This window comes from Polyangium sp. y55x31 (genome assembly GCF_029946505.1).
Classification (GTDB): domain Bacteria; phylum Myxococcota_A; class Polyangia; order Polyangiales; family Polyangiaceae; genus Polyangium.
Map to the genome: position 1 here is coordinate 39572 of NZ_JARZHG010000025.1, position 19518 is coordinate 59089.

Sequence of the window (19518 nt, forward strand, 5' to 3'; positions counted from 1 at the left end):
GCTGACATGGCGAGCGAAGGCTGGCCAAATTTCGAGAACGACAACGACGTGGCGAGGGCGTTCATCGCATCCTCACGACGACGCGCTCGGGGTGCGCCTCGTTGTCCAGGAAGATCACCGCGGGATTCGCCTTGCGCTTGGAGAGCTCCATCAAGACGCGCGCGGCCTGCTCGATCTTCTCGCGAAACCGCGTCTGGCCCAGGTAAAGCGAGATCGCGTCCTTGCCGATCGTCATGACGATCGTGCCGTCGCGCTCGAGGTGCACTTCCTGGATCGGGTAGCGCTTGCTGATCCCGGCGCGATCCATGTCCTCGACCACGTCGAGCGCGCGACGCAGCGCGTTGACGACGCCGGGCCGGTCCGCGGCGACCTTCTCGGGCGTGATACCGGTCACGACGGGCAGGTCGATCGGATCGCCGTCGGAGACGCGCTTGAACGGGTCGCCATCGCGCGTGACGAGGTAGAGCTCGCCGCCGATCGTGGCCACGGCCCAGGCCTCGCGCTCGACGACCGTGATGCGGACCGTCGAGGGGAGCGTGCGCGTCACCTGGGCTTTTTCGACCCAGGGCTCGGTGGTGATGGAGGCGCTCGCCGTCTCGAGGTCGAGCTCGAAGATGTTGCGACCGACGGTGACGCCGCCCGCGCCGGCGACCTGCTCGGCGGGCAAGCGGCGGTTTCCATCGACGAGCACCGTGCGGATCGCGAAGCGCGGGCTCGTCATGATGTACCGGCGCGCGCCCCAAGCGACCGCGACCGAGGCCGAGAGGACCACCATCACGCCGAGAAACAGCGACAGCGCGCGCGGGAGCTTCGGCCGCGGGAGCGTGAGGCGCGGCTTCGCCTTCGGCTTCGGCGGGCGGATCGTGCTCGTCGTGGCGCCGGGCGGCGGCGGCGAGTCGTGTTCCACCTCCGGATCCTTTGGAGCAGCAACGACCGGCGGCGTCGAAGGTTTCTTCAGCCGGCGGTTCGGGGGCAGGGTGTCGCTCATGGACCACCCTCCCGGCTTGCCGGCGGAGGCTCGGTGACGCCGTCGAGCCGCGCGCGCAGGCCCTTCAGCATGTTGTTGATGTCGCCCGCGCCGAGGGCGATCACGACGTCGCCGGGTCGCACGATCTTCGCGAGGACCTCGGGCAAATCGGCCTTGTTCGGCACGTACGTGGCGTCGTGATGGCCGTGCTCGCGGATCGACTGCACGAGCCGCTCGGCGCTCACGCCGGGCAGCGGCGCCTCGCCCGCGGCGTAGATGTCCGTGACGAAGAGGACATCGGCGAGATTGAACGCGCGCGTAAAATCTTCGAAGAGATCCTTCGTGCGCGTGTAGCGGTGCGGCTGGAAGGCGACGACGATGCGGTGAGCATCGTCGGGATAGGCGCGGCGCGCGGCCTCGATCGTCGCGCGGATCTCGGCCGGGTGATGGCCGTAGTCGTCGACCAGCGTGACGCCTTGATGCACGCCGACGACCGTGAAGCGACGCGCGACGCCGCCGAACGTGGCGAGCGCTTGCTTCGTGACGTCGAGCGGTACTTCGAGCTCATCGGCGACGGCGATCGTCGCGAGGCAGTTCAGCACGTTGTGCGCGCCGGGCATCTTCACGGTGAAGCCGCCGAGGGGCTGGCCGCGGCGATACGCGTTGAAGCTCGTCTCGAGGCCACGGAACTGGATGCCACGCGCGCAGTAGTCCGCGTGCGGCGACACGCCGTAGGTGACGTGGCGGCGCGGGATGCGCGGCAGGATGTCCTGCACGTGGGGGTGATCGAGGCAGAGCACCGCGAGGCCGTAGAACGGCACGCGCGCGGCGAACTCGATGAAGGCGTCCTTGATCTTCTCGTGCGTGCCGTAGTGATCGAGGTGCTCGGGGTCGATGTTCGTGACCACGGCGATCGTGGGCGTCAGGCGCAGGAACGAGCCGTCGCTCTCGTCGGCCTCGGCGACGAGCAGATCCCCGGCGCCGAGGCGCGCGTTCGAACCGAGTGCGGCCATCTTGCCGCCGACGACGACCGTCGGATCGAGGCCCGCATGGCGCAGCACCGTGGCGACGAGCGAGGTCGTCGTGGTTTTTCCGTGCGAACCCGCGATGGCCACGCCGTACTTCACGCGCATCAGCTCGGCGAGCATCTCGGCGCGGCCGATGACGGGGATGCCGAGGGCGCGGGCCTCGACGAGCTCGGGGTTCTCCGGGCGGATCGCGCTCGAATACACGACGACGTCGACGCCGCGCACGTTCTCGGCGCGGTGGCCGATGTCGATGCGCACGCCGAGCGAGGCGAGGCGCTGCGTGGTACTGCCGCTCTTCACGTCGGAGCCGGAGACGTCGAACTCGAGCGAGCGGAGGATCTCCGCGAGGCCGCTCATGCCGACGCCGCCGATGCCCACGAAGTGGATGTGCCGGACGCGCCCGCGGAACATCATGCCGTCCTTCCCCGGGCCTTCTCCCGGTGTTTCGATTCCCGCAAACGCGCGAGCTCGAGCAAGTCTGCCGCCACGGCCTTCGCCGCGTCGGGCGCCCCGATCTCTGCCGCCGCGCGCGCCATCGAAGCGCGCCGCTCGGGCGAACCCGCGAGGTTCCTGATCTCGTCCGCGACCCTGTCGGCCGTGGCCTCGGCCTGCGGCAGCGCCACGGCCGCGCCGCGCTTCTCCAGCGAACGCGCGTTCTTGAGCTGATGATCGTCGGCCGCGAAGGGGTACGGGACGAGGATCGCCGGGCGACCGACGGCGCAAAGCTCGGCGAGCGTGGAGGCGCCGGCGCGGGCGATCACGAGGTCGGCCGAGGCGAGCGCGCGGGCCATGTCGTCGATGAAGGGGACGACCTCGGCGGTCTTGGACAAACCGAGCGACTCGTAGAGCGCGCGGGCCTCGACCTCGCGCTCGCGGCCGGTCTGGTGGATGACGCGAAGGCCCGGGACCTGGTTCACGACCTGGGAAATCGCGCGCGGCACGGTCTCGTTCAGGGCCTTCGCGCCCTGGCTGCCTCCGAGGACGAGGATCGAGAGTTTGTCCTTCTGGACCTCGTACGGCGCGGGGGCGAAGGCCTTGCGGAGCGGCACGCCGAGGCGGCGCACGATGCTCGGGCGGAAGAAGCGATCGACCTCGGGGAACGTCGTGTACGCGCGGACGGCGAACGGCGCGAGCAGGCGGTTCGACAGGCCCATCACGCTGTTCGGTTCGAGCACGGTGACGGCGACGCCGAGCGTGCGCGCGGCGAAGCAGACCGGGCCGCCCGCGTAACCGCCGACGGAGAGGACGGCCGAAGGCCCGAGGCGGCGGACGAGATCCCGCGCGGCGGGGATCGAGGCCGCGGCGTGCTGCGCGCCCTTCAAGAACCCGGACAAACCACCGCCGCGCAGGGGCAGGATGTCGAGCAGCTCGAGCTCGCCGCCCTGCTCGGGCACGACGCGCGCTTCGAGGCCGCGGGCGGTGCCGACGTAGACGACACGCGCGGAAGGGTCGGCGGCGCGAACCGCTTCGCCCACCGCGAGCATCGGGAAGACGTGGCCGCCCGTGCCGCCGCCTGCGAGAAGAAGGGTCGTCACGCGCTCGCTCCCTCCGCGGCCGCGGCACCTTTGGGGTTTGGGGCGGAGGACGCCGCAGGCGATCCGGAGCCCCAAGCGTCGACTTGAGCCTCCGTTGCGATGAGAACCGACGCGCTCGGCGCGCCTTCGCTCGTCCGCACGGGCGCGGGTTTGTCTTGCGGAACTTCGTTCGTCCTCGGACGGCTGATGCTGAGCAGGATGCCCGCGCCGGCTGCGTTCACGAGCAGCGACGAGCCGCCGTAGCTCATGAAGGGCAGCGTGAGGCCCTTCGTCGGCAGAATGGCCATGGCGACGGCGAGGTTCACGAGCGCCTGCACGCCGAAGAGCGTGGCGATGCCGAAGGCCATGAAGCTGCCGTAGTCGTCGTGCGCTTCGAGCGCGATCTTCACGCCGCGCGAGACGATGATCAGGTACGCGGTGACGAGCCCGAGGATGCCGAGGAAGCCGAGCTCTTCGCCGATGATCGCGCTGATGAAGTCCGTGTGCGCCTCGGGCAGGTAGAGCACCTGCAGGCCCTTGCCGAGGCCGAGCCCGGTCCACCCGCCCGAGCCGAAGCTCATGACGGACTGGAACGGCTGGTAGGCGAGGTCCTGGCGGTGGTTGTCCATGTCGATGAACGCCAGGTAGCGCCGGTAGCGGTAGTCGCTGAACGCGACGAGCGCGGCGGCGCCCATGCCGAGCAGGGCCGTGAACGCCGCGATGTACGGCAGGCGCGCGCCCGCGACGAAGAGCAGCGTGAACGTGAGGAACAGGAGCACGACGGCGCTGCCGAAGTCGGGCTGCTTCAAGAGCAGCATGATGAGCGCGCCGACGACGATGAGGTGCGGCAAGAAGCCGATCGAGAAGCTCTTGATCTTGTCGGCCTTCTTGGAGAGCGAGTACGCGAGCCAGAGGACGATGCCGAGCTTCGCCGTCTCCGCGGGCTGGATGTGCACGGGGCCGATCGCGATCCAGCGGTAGGCGTTGCCCGCCTTGTGGCCGAGGCCGAGGATCGTCAGGCCCAGCATGAGCGTGACCGCGACGAGGATCGGGTACGTGAAGGGCTTGAGCTTGCGGTAGTCGAAGCGGCTCACGAGCCACATCGTGAAGAGCGCGACGAGCGCGTAGACACCCTGGCGCTTCAGGAAGAACTGCGCGTCGTGGTACTTCACGGTCGCTTCGATCGCGCTCGCGCTGTAGACCATGACGACGCCGAAGCCGACGAGCGCGATGACCACGGCCGCGAGCACCGAGTCGACGGGGCCGGCCTTGCTCGAACGCAAAAGCGCGGCGACGCCGCCCTGGGCGCTGTCCTTGCGCGGCGCGCGCGCCTCGTTCTTCGGCGGCGCGGGCGGCGGATCGCTCGGCGGAAGGAGCCGGTTTCTCGGCGGGGGCGCGCTCGAATGGCGGCGCTCGCCGATCGCATGGTTGCCCGAGAGGACGGCGCTGCTGCTCACGACCGTACCTCCAGCATGGACTGGACCGCCTGGGCAAATTGGTCGCCACGGTCCTTGTAGTCGCGGAACATGTCGAAGCTCGAACAGGCGGGGCTCAAGAGGACGGCGTCGCCGGGCTCGGCCAGACGGCGCGCGATCTGCACGGCCTCCGCCATGGATCCGGCGCGCTCGATGGGGAGCACGCCCTTCGCGGCCGCGGCGATGCGATCGGCCGCCTCGCCGATGAGCACGAGGGCGCGGCCCTTGTGGCGGAGCGCGTCGACGAGCGGCTCGTAGGCGCCGAGCTTGTCCTTGCCGCCCGCGATGAGCACGGCCTTGTCCTCGGTGAGGCCGCGCAGCGCGGCGACCGAGGCGCCGACGTTCGTGCCCTTCGAGTCGTCGTAGTAACGCACGCCGTCGATCTCGCCGACGAGCACGGTGCGATGGCCGAGGCCGCGGAAGTTGCGGACGGCGCGCGTGAGCCACGAGTCCGCGCTGTCGTCGAACGGCACGTCGAACGCGGCCACGACGCCGAGCGCGGCGCACGCGTTCTCGATGTTGTGCCTGCCGGCGATCTGGAGCGCGTCGAGCGGGAAGCTGTGCCACGCGTCGCGATGCGCGATGTTGCCGCCGACAGGGCGGACCGTGGCGGCCTCCTCGGTCGCGCTGAACGTGACCACACGCGCGCCGCCACGCGCGGCTTGCTTCGCGCAGATCGGATCGCCGTACGGGATCACGGCCGTGTCCTCGGCCGTCATGCGCACGAAGGGGTTGCCCTTCGCGTCCGCGTACGCCTGGAAGCCCGGGTAACGATCGAGGTGATCGTCGGTGATGTTGAGCAGCGCGTGGGCGCGCGCGTGCAGCGTGGGCACGCGCTCGGCCTGGAAGCTCGAGATCTCGAGGACGATCACGTCGAACGGCTGCCCCACGACCTCGGCGAGCGGCGTGCCGAAGTTGCCGCCGATGAACGCCTTCTTTCCGGCCGATTCGAGCATCGCGTGCACGAGCGCCGTCGTCGTGCTCTTGCCGTTCGTCCCGCCGATCAGCGCGATCGGCGTCCCCACGAAAAACCGCGCCGCGAGCTCGAGCTCACCGATGACCTCGCCGCCCGCCCTCTCGAACGCTTCGAGCGCGGGGAACGAGGGCACGCCGGGCGAGATGACGACGAGGTCGATCCCGTCGAACAGCGCGTCCGGATGCCCGCCGGCGGCGAGCGTCGCGCCCGCGGCTTCGAGGGCGAGCGCCTCCTTGGACAAACGCTCGCGCGGGGCCGCGTCGGTCGCAATGACGCGCGCGCCCTTGTCGAGACAAAGCCGCGCCGCGGCCACGCCGCTGCGGCCGAGCCCGATCGTGAGGACCTTTTGACCTCCAAGATCCATCGGCCTCACCGGAGCTTCATGGACGCCAGCGAGACCAGCGCCAGGAGGATGGAGATGATCCAGAAGCGGACGATGATCTTGGGCTCCGCCCACCCCTTCTTCTCGTAGTGGTGGTGGATCGGCGCCATCAAGAACACGCGCTTGCCCGTGAGCTTGAACGACGTCACCTGCGCGATGACGCTGATCGTCTCGACGAAAAAGACGCCGCCGAGCAGGACGCTCAAGAGCTCGTTCTTCGTGAAGATCGCCAGCATGCCGAGGCCCCCGCCGAGGGCCAGCGATCCCACGTCGCCCATGAAGACCTGGGCTGGGTAGGTGTTGTACCAGAGGAACCCGATGCCCGCGCCGATGACCGAGCCGCAGTAGACGGCGAGCTCGCCGGCGGAGGCGATCTTCGGGATGTCGAGGTAGTTCGCGAGCGAGAAATTCGCGATGGTCGCGCCCGCGACGTACGCCCAGATGAGGTACGTGCCCGCGTTGATCATCACGGGGCCGATCGCGAGGCCGTCGAGGCCGTCGGTGAGGTTGACGGCGTTCGACCAGGCGACGACCACGAAGAGCGCGAACGGGATGTAGAACCAGATCGGCAGATCGATCGAGTGCTTCGAGAACGCCGCGAAGGGGAGCGCGAGCTTCGTCTTGATCTCGATCCAGTCGGCCGGAAGCTTGGACGTGAAAAGAAATGTGTAGGTGAGGGCCGAGCCGCCGATGAGGACCTGGCCGATCAGCTTGTAGCGGCCCGGCAGGCCGCCCGTGTTCTTGCGCTTGATCTTGAGGTAGTCGTCGAGGTAGCCGATGACGCCGTAGCCCGCCGTGACCGCCGTCGTCGCGAGGACGAAGGGGTTGCGCAGATCGGCCCAGAGCGCGGTCGGCAGGAGGAGCGAGAGCAGGATCAGCGCGCCGCCCATGGTCGGGGTGCCGGCCTTGACCTTGTGCGTCTCCGGGCCCTCCTTGCGGACGACTTGCCCGATTTGCTTGCGCCGGAGCTCGCGGATGAACCACGGCGCCAGCACGAAGCTCAGGAGCATGGCGGTGATCGTCGCCATGATGGTCCGGAACGGGATGTACCGGAGGACGTTCAGCCAGGAGAGCGAGCTGTAGTGGAACTTGAGCGGGTAGAAGAGCTCGTAGATCACGACGGCACCTCCGCGAGGGCACGCACGATTCGCTCGGTCCCGACGCCGCGCGAACCCTTCACGAGGACCAGATCCCCAGGCTGAACCGCGAGCGCGACGGCCGGGGCCGCGTCGGCGCTCGTCTCGAAGAACTGCGCAAAAATGCCTGCTTCCGAAGCACGATCGGCGATCCGACGCGCGTCGCCGTTCACCGCGAAGACGAGCGCCGCGCCGCTCGCCGCCGCGACACGTCCGACGTCGTCGTGTCCGCGCGGCGACTCGTGGCCGAGCTCGTACATCGCGCCGAGCACGAGCACGAGCCTGCGGCCCGCGTCCCGCGCGAGCTCGGCCGCCGTGCGGATCGATGCGGAAGACGAAGCGGGATTCGCGTTGTAGCTGTCGTCGATCACGATGACGTCGCGGGCAAGCAGACGCGGGACGAGGCGACCGCCGCCGCCGCCCACGTCCGCAAGGGAGAAGGCTTCCTCGGCGATCTGCGAGGTCACGCGCTCTCCCGTGAGGGCCTCCGCAGCCGCCACGGCCGCGGCGCAGGCATAGGCGCCGGCCTCGCCGATGAGCGGGGTCCGGAACCAGAACGACGAGCCATCCGGGCGCGCGAGGGTGACGCGCGACGAGGAAAAACCATCCGGGCGACGCTCGACGATGCGTAGATCGAGCCCATCACGCGTGCCGTAACGGACGCGACGCGCCGCGGGCGTGCTGTCCATCTCCGCCACGACACGCGCGTCGTCGCCGTTGCCGATCGCGACGCCGCCCTCCGAGAGCGCGCGAAACAGCGCGCCCTTCTCCCGCGCGACGCCCTCGATCGAGCCGCACCCCTCGACGTGCGCGGCCGCGACGAGCGTCACGATCGCGACGTCCGGCTGCGCCATCGCTGCGAGGGACGCGATCTCGCCGGGCTTGTTCATGCCCATCTCGACGACCGCGTACTTGTGCCGCCGATCGAGCCCGAGCAGCACCATCGGCACGCCGACCTGGTTGTTCAAGTTGCCCCGCGTCGCGTGCACGGCCTCCGGGAAGAGCCGTTCGAGCAGCGCCGCCGTCGCCGAGCGCGTCGTGGTTTTGCCGGCCGAACCCGTGATCGCGACGATCTTACGGTCGCTGTTCCCGCGCGCGCGCCACGCCTCGACGTGGGCCCGCGCGAGCGCGCCGAGCGCGTCGAGCGTCGAGCGAACCCGAAACATGGTCAGGCCCGGGACGTCATCGACGGGCCGCTCCACGAGCGCCGCGCGCGCGCCCTTCGCCTCGGCCTGCGCGAGGTAGTCGTGCCCGTCGAAGCTGTCGCCGGCGAGGGCCACGAAGAGCCCGCCTGGCTCGATCGTGCGCGTGTCGGTCGAGACGCCTTCCACCGAGCCGAGCATGAAGAGGCTGCGGCCGTAGAGGACCTCGCCTTGGACGATCTGGATCAGATCGAGGGCCTGGAAACGGGCCTTGTTCGTGGGGATCGGCGTGCCCATGTCAGGCCCCTCCCCGCGCAGCGCGGCGCAGCCCGAGCGCGCGCTCGGACTCGACACGATCGTCGAACGGCAGCGTGACCGCGCCGATGATCTGGTACGGCTCGTGGCCCTTGCCCGCGACGAGCACGACGTCGCCCGGCGCGGCATCGAGCACCGCGCGCTCGATGGCCTTCGCGCGATCGAGCTCGACGTGCACCGTGGCCTTTCCGCCCGCGAGCCCCGGCAGGATCGCCTCCGCGATGGCGCGTGGATCCTCGCTGCGCGGGTTGTCGTTCGTGACGATCGCGACGTCCGCGCCGCGCGCCACGGCCTCGCCCATGAGCGGGCGCTTCTTCGGGTCGCGATCACCGCCGCAGCCGAAGACGCAGTGCACGCGGCCTTGTCCGAACGCGCGCACGCTCTGCAAAACTCGATCGAGCGCGTCCGGCGTGTGCGCGTAGTCGACGAGCACGATGACGTCGTCCTGCGTCGGATCGTCGCAACGCTCGAGCCTTCCAGGCACGCGGATCGTCCCCGAGAGGACACGCGCCGCGGCGTGGAGGTCGATCTCCAGGAGCCAGCAGATCGCCACGGTCGCGAGCAGGTTCTGCACGTTGTGCGCACCGACGAGCGGCGACCGGATCGAGAGCTGCCCCGCGGGCGTCCGCGCCACGAGCGAGATGCCCGACGACGTGTGCTCCACCGACACGGGCGCGATGTCGGCCTCGTCCGTCGAGACGCCGATCCGCGTGGAAAACCGCGCGATCGTCGCCGACGACGGCCCCGCCAGACCCCGCGGCGCGAGCCTCCGGACGAGCTCGGCGCCGAACGGATCGTCGACGTTGATCGCCGCCGAGCCCGGGCCGAGGTCGACGAAGAGGCGCGCCTTCGCCTCGGCGTAGGCCTCCATCGTGCCGTGGTAGTCGAGGTGATCCTGCGTGAGGTTCAGGAACGCCGCGACGCGGAAGCGCACGGCCTCGACGCGACGCGCCGCGACCGCGATGCTCGACACTTCCATCACGAGGTGCGTCGCGCCGCGCAGGTGCATCGCCGCGGCGATCCGGGCGAGCTCGTCGGCCTCGGGGCTCGTGTGCGTCGAAGGCAGGTCGAGATCGCCGAACCGATACCCGAGCGTGCCCACGATCCCCGGCCGCTGCCCCGCGGCCGCGAGGCACGCCTGCACGAGGTGCGTGGTCGTCGTCTTGCCGTTCGTCCCGGTGACGCCCACGACCTCGAGCGCGAACGTCGGATGCCCGTAGACGGCCGCCGACGCATACGCGAGCGCGCTCGGCACGTCCGCGACCTCGATGCGCGGGAGGCCGTTCGTCTCGACGCTCGCCCCCTCCGCCGCGAGCACCGCGCTCGCGCCGCGCCCGATCGCATCGGCCACGAAGCGCTCGCCGCTCGTGCGCGCGCCCGGCCGCGCGACGAAGAGATCCCCCGAGGAGACACGCCGCGAGTCGTGATGCACGCCGGTGATGAAGACGCTCGGATCCCCGGACACGAGCTTCGCGCCCGGGATCTCGTTCACGAGATCGCCGAGCTTGCGGCCGAGCTTCGCCTGCTTGCAGGACGGCGGCGCGCCTTCGCTCGTCTCCCGCGGGTGGAGGAGCTCTTCGTTCGTCCGTTCGTTCGTCATGACGAGGGCTCGAAGAAAAGCTTCACCGCCGAACCTTTGGGCAGCACCGTCCCCGCCGGCGGCTCGACCCGCGACAGGCGGCCCGTGCCGAACGCCGTGGGGGTCAGGCCCGCCGCGGTCGCCGCGCGGATCGCCTCGCGCACGGGTTGTCCGGTCAGATCCGGGACACGCGTCTCGCCGCTCTTCATCGGCGCCGACGGCGTCACGACGCCCGCCGTGATCGGAGCCACGGCCGCGCGCGCCTCCGTGAGGACCTGGTACGTACTCGTCGCCGGATCCCCGACCTTCGCTCGATCCGAAACCTCGCTGAGCTTCATGGGCACACTGCCGCGAGGTGTGACACCGAGGTAACGCAGCGCCATCTCGCCGATGCGACGGAACACCGGAGCCGCGACGGATCCACCGCCGTAGGTGCCGCCGAGCGGCTCGTCGAGCACCACCGCGATCACGAGGCGCGGCTTGTCCGCGGGGACGAACCCGGCGAACGAGGCGACGTAGTGCGTGTCCGTATACCGCCCCGTCGCCGGGTCGATCTTCTGCGCGGTCCCCGTTTTCCCGGCCACGCGGAAGCCTGGAATCGCGGCCTCGACGCCGGTGCCTTCCCCCTCGGTGACGGCGACGAGCATCTCCGACATCAGCTTCGCCACCGTGGGGGAGACCGCCTCGCGCCGCACGCGCGGCTGCGTCTCCGACAGCATCGTGCCCCCGCCGTCGGTCACGCGCTTGATCAGCACGGGCTCGAGCAGCTTGCCGCCGTTCGCGATCGCGGCCATCGCCATCGTGAGCTGCAGCGTCGTCACGCTGATGCCCTGACCGAACGACGCCGCCGCCGTCTCGACCGAGACCCACGGACGACCCCGCGGCCGGAGGACACCCATGCTCTCGCCGGGGAACGGGATGCCCGTGGTGTCGCCGAAGCCGAACCGACGCATGCCCTCGTAGAGCCGCTGCTCCCCGAGACCGAGCGCGATCTTGGCGGTCCCAATGTTGGAGCTCAAACTGAGGATCTGCGTGACGCTCAGATACTTCGCCGGGTGCGTGTCGTGGATGACGACGTTGTCGATCGCCATGTTCCCCTCCTCGCAGTAGATCGAGGCGGTGGGGTTCACGCTGCGCGCGGCGAGCGCGGTGCCGATCGAGAAGACCTTCATCGTCGAGCCGGGCTCGAAGCGATCGACGACGCAGCGGTTGCGACGCGCGTCGGGGTCGGCGACCGAGTAGTCGTTCGGGTTGTAGCCGGGCGCGCTCGCCATCGCGAGGATCTCGCCGCTCGACGGATCCACCACGACGACCGCGCCGCCCGTGGCCTCGTACGTCTTCATCGCGGCCTCGAGCTCACGCTCGGCCGTGAACTGGATGCCCTTGTCGATCGTGAGGTAGACGTTGTGGCCCGCGAGCGCGGCCTCGTCCTCGATCCCCTCGGAGAAGATCAGGCGGCCCGAGCGATCACGCAGGCCGCGCACCTCGGAGCTCTTGCCGCGCAGCTCGTGATCGAGCGCGAGCTCCAGGCCCTCGCGCCCCTCGCCGTCCGGCGAGACGAACCCGATGAGCGGGCCGCCGAGCTCGCGGTTCGGGTAGAACCGGTGGCCCTCGCCCTCGATCTGGAGCCCGCGCAGCGGGTAACGCTGGTTCTTCTCGCCGAGCGCGCGCACGGCCGCGACCTCGGCCTCCGAGACGCGGCGCTTCAGCCACACGAAGCGCCGGCGACGGCTGATCTTGTCGACGACCTCCTCCTGCGGGAGGTTCAAGGCCTGCGCGATGCGCTCGCCGTACTGCTGGATCCGCATCGGGAGGTAGCGGTCCTCGATGCCACGCAAAAGCTCGACCGCGTCGAGCGAGATGCTCGGCACCTCGACGCTCTCCGCGAGCGACGCGCCGTTGCGGTCGTAGATCGTGCCGCGCTTCGGCGTCACGTGCAGGCGCCGCTGGCGCTGCCGCTCGGCGAGGTCGTACCAGTCCTGCCCGTCCTCGACCTGGATGCGGTGCGCGCCCGACACGATCACGCCGAGCCCGAGGCCCATCATCCCGCAGAGGATCCCCATGCGGATGCGGATCCAGCGCGCGCGCTTGGGATCGAGGTTCTTCACGGAGAACCTCCGGGCGCGGGAGCAGCCGGCGCCGCGGGATCCGCGGCCGTCGCCGCCGGATCGGGCGCGCCTTCTTGCGCCTGCTCGTCCTGGATCTTCACGACCCAGCGAACCGGGATCACCCGCTCGGGCGGCGGCGGCGTCATGCCGAGCAACGTCCGCGCGACCATCTCGACGCGCTGCGGGGTCTCGTAGCTCGCGGCCTCCAGCGAGAGCACGCGCTTCACCTCGCGCAGGCGTCCTTGCTCGGCGCGCGCGCGGCCGAGCTTGTAGCCGAGATCCACGATCCTCCCGCGCAGGCCCAGGTGCACGACGAACGCCGCCACGCTGGCGACCACCGCGAGGCACCAGAGCGCGAGGAACGGCCGCTGCTTCATGCGCTCGTTCATGCGAACACCTCGTCCCCCGCCAGCGCGACGCGCCGCGCCGCCCGGAGCTTCGCGCTCCTCGCGCGGGGATTGCCCGCGACCTCCTCGTCCGACGCGACGAGCGGCTTCTTCCAGAGCTGCTCCCACACGCTCGCCTCGCGCAGCGCGTGCTTGACGATCCGGTCCTCCAGCGAGTGGAACGAGATCACCGCCACGATGCCGCCGATCCGGAGGACGCGCGTCGCCGCGCGGATCAGCGCTTCGAGCTCGTCGAGCTCGCCGTTCACCGCGACGCGCAAGGCCTGGAACGTCCGCGTCGCCGGATCGACCCCGCCCACGCGTGACGGCCCCACGGCCCGCACCACGGCGCGGCGCAGATCCAGCGTCGTCTTCAGCTCCCCGTTCGCCAGCGCTTGCTTGATGCAACGCGCCACCCGGCGGGACCTTCGTTCCTCGCCGTAGTGGTAGATCACGTTCGCCAGCTCGTCGTCGTCGAGACGCTCGATCAGCTCGAGCGCCGTCTCGCCCGTCGACGGGTCCATCCGCATGTCGAGTGGACCTTCGGCGCGGAAGCTCATCCCGCGCGTCGCGTCATCGATCTGCATCGACGACACGCCCACGTCGGCGACGAGCCCGTCCACGGGCCCCACGCCGAGCTTCGCGAGGTGGTCCTCCACGTCCGAGAACCGCCCGTGCACGAGTGTCACTCGATCGCCGAACGGCGCGAGCCGTTCCTTGGCCAGCGCGAGGGCTGTCTCGTCGCGATCGAGCCCGATCAGCCGGCAGCCGGGCGCGGCTTCGAGGATGGCTTCGGCGTGACCGCCTGCGCCGAGGGTCGCGTCCACGTAGATGCCGCTGGGCTCGGGCGCGAGCGCCTCGACCACCTCGCGGAGGAGCACGGTCACGTGCGGCGCCTTTTGCGGCTCGGGGGGCGGGGGGGCCTTGTCTCGCATTGGCACGACGTTCACCACGTTCATAGGCGGAACTGCTCCGCGATCGCGGCCTTGAAGCTCGCGAGCTCGGCCTCGCTCATCGTCTGGGCGGCCTTCCACCGCTCCTTCGACCAGAGCTCGGCTGTCGCGCCCATCCCGGCCCACAGGACTTCCTTGTGCAGATCCGCGTGTTCGCGCAGCGACGGCGGCACGAGGATCCGGCCTTGTTTGTCGAGCTCGCACTCGACTGCGGCCGACAGGTATTTCCGGCGGAAGGCGACGACGTTCGGCTCGAACTGGGGGAGCGCCGCGATCTTGGCTTCGAGCTCCTCCCAGGCGCGCAGCGGGTAGCAGTGCAGGCAGGGGTCGAAGAGAGCCGGCGTGAGGATCAGCGCGATCTGCCCCTCCGGGGCATCGAGCGCGTCGCGAAAGCGCGCGGGCAGGCTGGTCCGCCCTTTCGCGTCGATCGCGTGCTCGAAATGACCGCGAAACATGGTTCCCACCGAGTCGGCTCCGCTCGTGCCCGCTGGCCGGACGAGACGCCCGCGCCGGAGGTACCCTCCGGGTCATGGGCATCTTTGCCACTTTCTCCCACGGGGCTCCGCCACGCTACGGAGAGGGCCCTTGGGTGTCAACAGTTTGCATTTTTTGTGGAGTTTGGCGGATCCCAAGGAAGGTGGGAGTCCTCCCCTCTCCTACCTTTCCAGACCAACCCCGGACGTGACGAACGGGCCCTCTGGAGGCGAGATCCAGGCTCTGGTGGGAAGAGGTGGTGGGATCTGGATCGACCAACGGGTGGTCACTGGACGATCCGGAACCGATGCACCTCTGCACGAGTGCGCAGGTAGACCGATAACGATGGAAATGGCCAACAAAGCGGCGCTGTTTGGCGAGGCCGCTTTCCTTGGCAATCGGTCTGAAGCGGAGGGGAAGTTTGCTGACTTGCATCGACCGCATCGCGGTCGATGCACCATCGGTCCAGGGCTGGCCTGCCGAGGGGGTGGACAACTATGCAATTTTCCCCGCATCGACGGCGCTTCGCGCAGTCGATGCACCCTCGGTCCAGGCCGTGCCTGGTCCGGGTCCAGGGGTGGAGAACCCCTGGTGGGGCCCGGGGTGAAACCCCGGCGCTACGTTCTAGGCGGCCACGTTGTCGTGGACCCAGTCGATGATGCTCTTCAGCGGGGTTCCGGGGGTGAAGACGCCCTTCACGCCTGCTTCTTTTAGCCGGGTGATGTCGTCGTCGGGGATGATCCCGCCACCGAACACCACGATGTCGTCGGCGCCGCGGGCCCGGAGGGCTTGGATCACGGCGGGGAACAGGGTGTTGTGGGCGCCGGACATGATGGACAGGCCTACGGCGTCCACGTCTTCCTGGATGGCGGCGCTGGCGATCATGTCGGGCGTCTGGTGCAGGCCTGTGTAGATGACCTCGAACCCCGCGTCTCGCAGTGCGCGTGCGACGACCTTGGCGCCGCGGTCGTGGCCGTCGAGGCCGGGCTTGGCGACGAGGATGCGGATCTTTCGTTCGGTCATGGCGATTCGATACCGTCCTCTCCTCAGGAAATCAAAGCGGTTTTGTCGGTCGCGTTCATTGCGCGGCGAACACGAATGGGATGTTTACCGGGGTGGATCCTCCGGAGGCCGGGAATTTCCAGGCCTTGATGCGGCTCGCGATGCAGCTCGACAAGCCCGGATAATCCTTTTCTGCCCCGCTTGCGCTCACTGATTGCACGGTGCCTGACGGCGCGATGACGATCGAGGCTGAGACGCGCGCTGAGCTGCCGCCCATGCCCTTCGTGGCGTCGAGGGCTGGCTGCCAGCAGCGACGCTTCACGAGGGGCCGGTTTGCCTCGACGACGCCGCTGATCTCGCCTGCGGAGAGCTGTCCTGTGCCGGCGGTCTGGGGGCCTCCCGTGGGGCCGGCGGTCGGGCCGCCGACGTTTGGGCCCTGGAAGCCGGACATGTCGATGGAGGCGGCTGGCGTGCCGGTCTTTGCTGTCGTGGGCCAGGGTCCGCCGAGGGGCCGGGTCGAGGTGCCGGGCTTGGGGGCTTCGGCGGGATCGCCGGCGGCGACGGAGGCCTCCGTGGTTGGACCGGCGGACGGCGGAGCTGCCGGGGCGGCGCTGGCGGAGGCCGTGACGTAGACGATCTGCGGCGCTGCCGGGGCCGGGCGCAGCAGGAGGAAGGCCGCGACCCCGCCGAAGACGGCGCCGGCGGCTATCAGGGCGAGCGCGGCCGGGTGGAGGGAGCCTTTTTTGCGGCGACCGAGGAGCGCGTCCTCGTCGATGTCGTCTGGGACCTCGGGGGCGAGGGTGCCGAGCGACGTGGCCGGGGCGCGTGGGGCCTCGGCGGGCTCGGGGGCGGGCGCGGGGGCCGGGCGGACGAGGGTCGCGGCGGCGTCGCTCGTGGTCATCGGACCCGGGGAGGCCTGGGGCGGCTCTGCGAAGGGGTCGCGCAGGGCGAAGGGGTCTTCGAGGACGTCGAGCGCGTCGGGGGCGGGCGCCGGAGCGTTGTTTCCCGTGGGAAACGTCTCCGCGGCCGCCGCGGACCCGATTTTTTGGTGGGGAACGTCTTCGGGCGCGGCGGCGACCGATTCCGCCGTGGGAAACGCCTCCGCGGGCGCCGCGAACGCGTTTTCTACCTGATCGGGCGCCTTCGCGGCCGGCGCGAACGCGTTTTCCGTCGGAAAAACGGGCTCGGGCGCGCCGGGAGCCGTTTCCCCCTGAAAAATCGGGTTCGCGGGCGCCGCGAAGGCGTTTCCCACCGGCAAGGACGCCTTCGCGGGCTCCGCGAACGCGTTTCCCACGCGCGGCGGCGCGATCGGGCGCGGCGCGGGGGGCGCGGGCACGGGGCGCGGGGCCGGGGGCTTGGGCGCGGTGGGGCCGACGGCCGAGGCGCCGATGCCGGTCGGTCGCGGCGGGAGGCCCGCCGGTGAGCGCGGCGGGACGAAGCTCACGTGCCCGCACGACGCGCACGTCACGCGGCCTGTCGCGCCGGGGTCCAAGGGGGCTTTGCACTTCTGGCAGGAGAGGTTCATCGAGCACGCCGCGCGCGGAAGCTCGGAGTTTACTCGACTCGGTCGCAGGACGAAACTTCCGGGCGCAGGGCCTTGGGTGCGCTGCCCGCGTCGAAGCTTCACGACGGGCCATCCATCCTTGCAGGTGGCAAGGATCTCCGATGGAGACGTCGAGCGAGGGATGGAGCTACGTGGGACCGCACCCGATACGGTTCGAGCCCCCGGACATCGTCTTTTGCCGGCCCACCGGATACATCTCGGCCGCCGAAGTGCGCGGCGTGCTCGACTTCAACGCGACGATCGCCAAGCAGCTCGGGCGCGGCATCTTCTATCTGGGGGATTCTTCGGGGATCACGGGGTACTCGATCGCCTCGTCGCTCGAGATCTTCAGCTCGCGATCGACGCAGCACCTGCGCGGCTCGGCGATCTTCGGCGCGAACTTCAAGCAGCAAGCGCAGAACAGCGCCGTCCTGCGAGCCGCGCGGCTGCTCGGGCTGCCGATGATGCAGCTCCCGATCGGGACGTTCCCCGATGAAGCCTCCGCGCGCGCCTGGATCGACGAGCTGCGGCGCAAAGGATAGACATCAACGATGGACACGCCGAGCGACGGCTGGGAGTACCTGGGTCGTCATCCCATCCGGTTCGAGCCCCCGGACATCGTCATCTGCCAGCCCATCGGCGCCGTCACTGTCGACGATCTGCGCGCGGGGATGGCGTACATCGACAAGACCTCGAAGCAGATCGGGCGCGGCGTGTACTACCTGGCGGACCTCTCGAAGCTCACGCGGTACGCGCCCTCGATGGTGGTGGAGAACTTCAAGAACTTCCCGATGAGCTCCCTGCGCGGCTCGGCGATGTTCGGCGCGAACCTCTACCACCGCGCGGTCGTCGACATGATCCTGCGCGCCGTACGGCTGCTCAAGCTCGAGGTCGGCCGCATCCCGATCGAGTCGTTCCCCGACGAAACCTCCGCCCGCGCCTGGATCGACGAGCTGCGCCGCAAAGGCTAGAGCAGGCCGACGAGGATCTCCTTGATGGACTGGCGCGTCGGTTCGTCCGGCGCGACCCGCAGCGCGCGCTCCCAGACCTCGACGGCTTTGTTGCGGAAGCCAGCCTTCTGGTAGAGGACCGCGAGGTTCTTCAAGGCCGGGAAGTGGCGGTCGTTGATGCGCAGCGCCGTCTCGAGCTCGCTGATCGCGTCGTAGATCTGGCCACGCTTGCCGAGCAAGAGGCCGAGGTGGAAGTGGAGGCGATACGCGAGCGGATCGATCTTCGTCCCCTCGCGGAGGAACTCGATCGCCTCGTCGAAGTTGCCGGCCTGGTAGGCCGCGATCCCCGCCGAGAGCTTCTTCTCCGCCTCCGCCGAGATGCGCTCCGGATCCGCGGGCGCCGCCTTGCCTTGCCCCGCCTCGATCGCGCGTTCGAGCGCCTCGACGACGTCCGTCACCCGGAACGGTTTTTCGACGTACGCGTCGACCTTGTAACTCGCCTTGAGGTCCTCGGCGAAGCGCCAGCCCCGGTACACCGCCGAGACGATCACGATCGGGATGTGCCCGTACCGCTCCGAACCCTTGAGCTGACGCGCGATGTCGAAGCCGTGCAGCTCGCCCGGGAGCATCGCGTCGAGGACGATCGCGTCGGGCACGTCCTCCTTGAGGATACGCAGCGCAGCCTCGCCGCGGTCGGCTTCGAGGACACGGTAGCCGCGTTGTTCGAGGACGAGGCGGAGGATGTTGCGGATCTCGACCTCGTCGTCGACGACGAGCACGGTGCGCATGCCCGGCTTTCGCGGCGGACGCAGCGCGCCCGGGCCGGCGATGACCGAGAGGTCACGCGGAGCCTTGCCGAAGTCGGCGTCGGAGACGTCGGCGTCGGCAGCCGCGCGCTGCATGGCGTCGTCGACGATCGCGCCGATCTGGCTCTTCGTGGTGACGCGCTTCGGCGGCGGGGTCGCGGCCTGCGAGCCCTCCGGCGCGGCGGGCACGGGCCCGACGACGCTGCCCTCGAACGGAGGCGGCTCGGCCGCGCCGCCCTGCGTACGCGTGGGCAGCGGGACGCCGGCCTTGCGACGGACTTCCGGCGGGCAGTTCGGCCCGACGTAGTGCGACTCGCCCCGCTCTTTCATTTCGTACGCGACCGGAATGACCTTGAGGAGCTGAGCTTCGAGCGCGACGTACGGGAAGACGCGTTTGCCGGTGGTGAACTCGATCTCGTCGATGACCTTGCGGTTCGTCGGGGCCGCCATCGCGAGGTGGACCTTGTCGTCCCGCACGAGCACCGGGAGCAGCTTGTGCTGGCGCGCGACCTCGCGCGGCACGATCGCGAGGTCGGTGAGCTTCAAGCAGATCTGCTTGAGGTCGACGCCCGGTACGCCGTTCTGCTCGCTCAGCGCCTTCAAGGCGGCGAGCTCGCTGATCGTGCCGGCCTCGGTCAAACGCGACGCGAGGGGGAGGGCCCCGCCCTTGCCCGCTTCGAGCGCCCGTTCGAGCTGCTCTTCGGAGAGCGCGCGTTGCTGGACCAAGATCTTGCCGATCGGCTTTTTGTTAGGAATTTCCACGCCGTCCCGCGCCTCGGTCT

Annotated in this window: 17 protein-coding genes; 2 read left to right on the forward strand and 15 right to left on the reverse strand. The window is 69.8% G+C overall.

What is annotated here, in order from left to right; all coding sequences use genetic code 11:
- Positions 1–61: 61 nt before the first annotated feature.
- From QHF84_RS33145 to QHF84_RS33210, 14 genes are all read right to left on the reverse strand, one after another.
- Entirely contained in the window at positions 62–988 is a 927-nt protein-coding gene (locus QHF84_RS33145; RefSeq protein ID WP_281317499.1) for an FtsQ-type POTRA domain-containing protein, read from the reverse strand.
- Positions 985–2406: a UDP-N-acetylmuramate--L-alanine ligase gene (murC, locus tag QHF84_RS33150; RefSeq protein ID WP_348652906.1), complete on the reverse strand. Its 1422-nt coding sequence runs from the start codon at positions 2404–2406 to the stop codon at positions 985–987. Before murC ends, QHF84_RS33145 begins: the two co-directional genes overlap by 4 nt.
- Positions 2406–3530 carry an undecaprenyldiphospho-muramoylpentapeptide beta-N-acetylglucosaminyltransferase gene (gene murG / locus QHF84_RS33155; RefSeq protein WP_281317501.1) on the reverse strand — a complete coding sequence of 375 codons (1125 nt, stop codon included), beginning with the start codon at positions 3528–3530 and terminating at the stop codon, positions 2406–2408. Before murG ends, murC begins: the two co-directional genes overlap by 1 nt.
- Entirely contained in the window at positions 3527–4966 is a 1440-nt protein-coding gene (gene ftsW / locus QHF84_RS33160) for a putative lipid II flippase FtsW (protein ID WP_281317502.1), read from the reverse strand. Before ftsW ends, murG begins: the two co-directional genes overlap by 4 nt.
- The gene (gene murD, locus QHF84_RS33165) at positions 4963–6324 is read right to left on the reverse strand and encodes a UDP-N-acetylmuramoyl-L-alanine--D-glutamate ligase (RefSeq protein WP_281317503.1); all 1362 of its coding nucleotides are present in this window, start codon (positions 6322–6324) and stop codon (positions 4963–4965) included. The genes ftsW and murD overlap by 4 nt, the downstream gene beginning before the upstream one ends.
- A gap of 5 nt (positions 6325–6329) precedes the next feature.
- Positions 6330–7460 carry a phospho-N-acetylmuramoyl-pentapeptide-transferase gene (gene mraY / locus QHF84_RS33170; protein WP_281317504.1) on the reverse strand — a complete coding sequence of 377 codons (1131 nt, stop codon included), beginning with the start codon at positions 7458–7460 and terminating at the stop codon, positions 6330–6332.
- Positions 7457–8917 (reverse strand): UDP-N-acetylmuramoyl-tripeptide--D-alanyl-D-alanine ligase, encoded by a 1461-nt coding sequence (gene murF, locus QHF84_RS33175; RefSeq protein ID WP_281317505.1) that lies wholly within the window; start codon positions 8915–8917, stop codon positions 7457–7459. Before murF ends, mraY begins: the two co-directional genes overlap by 4 nt.
- 1 nt (position 8918) lies before the next feature.
- The gene (locus QHF84_RS33180; protein ID WP_281317506.1) at positions 8919–10535 is read right to left on the reverse strand and encodes a UDP-N-acetylmuramoyl-L-alanyl-D-glutamate--2,6-diaminopimelate ligase; all 1617 of its coding nucleotides are present in this window, start codon (positions 10533–10535) and stop codon (positions 8919–8921) included.
- Positions 10532–12622, reverse strand: a complete 2091-nt coding sequence (locus tag QHF84_RS33185) for a penicillin-binding protein (RefSeq protein ID WP_281317507.1) — start codon at positions 12620–12622, stop codon at positions 10532–10534. Before QHF84_RS33185 ends, QHF84_RS33180 begins: the two co-directional genes overlap by 4 nt.
- Complete coding sequence (locus QHF84_RS33190; RefSeq protein WP_281317508.1) at positions 12619–13011, reverse strand: cell division protein FtsL; 393 nt, start codon at positions 13009–13011, stop codon at positions 12619–12621. Before QHF84_RS33190 ends, QHF84_RS33185 begins: the two co-directional genes overlap by 4 nt.
- Positions 13008–13943: a 16S rRNA (cytosine(1402)-N(4))-methyltransferase RsmH gene (rsmH, locus tag QHF84_RS33195; protein WP_281317509.1), complete on the reverse strand. Its 936-nt coding sequence runs from the start codon at positions 13941–13943 to the stop codon at positions 13008–13010. The genes QHF84_RS33190 and rsmH overlap by 4 nt, the downstream gene beginning before the upstream one ends.
- 20 nt (positions 13944–13963) lie before the next feature.
- Positions 13964–14416: a division/cell wall cluster transcriptional repressor MraZ gene (gene mraZ, locus QHF84_RS33200; RefSeq protein WP_281317510.1), complete on the reverse strand. Its 453-nt coding sequence runs from the start codon at positions 14414–14416 to the stop codon at positions 13964–13966.
- Between the two features lie 643 nt (positions 14417–15059).
- Positions 15060–15458: a cobalamin B12-binding domain-containing protein gene (locus QHF84_RS33205; RefSeq protein ID WP_281317511.1), complete on the reverse strand. Its 399-nt coding sequence runs from the start codon at positions 15456–15458 to the stop codon at positions 15060–15062.
- A 55-nt stretch (positions 15459–15513) separates the two neighbouring features.
- Positions 15514–16962 (reverse strand): AgmX/PglI C-terminal domain-containing protein, encoded by a 1449-nt coding sequence (locus QHF84_RS33210; RefSeq protein WP_281317512.1) that lies wholly within the window; start codon positions 16960–16962, stop codon positions 15514–15516.
- Positions 16963–17102: 140 nt separating this feature from the next.
- On the opposite strand from QHF84_RS33210, the gene QHF84_RS33215 reads away from it, so the two are divergent.
- Entirely contained in the window at positions 17103–17522 is a 420-nt protein-coding gene (locus tag QHF84_RS33215) for an STAS/SEC14 domain-containing protein (protein WP_281317513.1), read from the forward strand.
- A gap of 9 nt (positions 17523–17531) precedes the next feature.
- Complete coding sequence (locus tag QHF84_RS33220; RefSeq protein WP_281317514.1) at positions 17532–17951, forward strand: hypothetical protein; 420 nt, start codon at positions 17532–17534, stop codon at positions 17949–17951.
- On the opposite strand, the gene QHF84_RS33225 is transcribed toward QHF84_RS33220, so the two are convergent.
- Positions 17948–19498: a response regulator gene (locus QHF84_RS33225; protein WP_281317515.1), complete on the reverse strand. Its 1551-nt coding sequence runs from the start codon at positions 19496–19498 to the stop codon at positions 17948–17950. The two genes, QHF84_RS33220 and QHF84_RS33225, sit on opposite strands and share 4 nt — an antisense overlap.
- Positions 19499–19518: the final 20 nt, after the last annotated feature.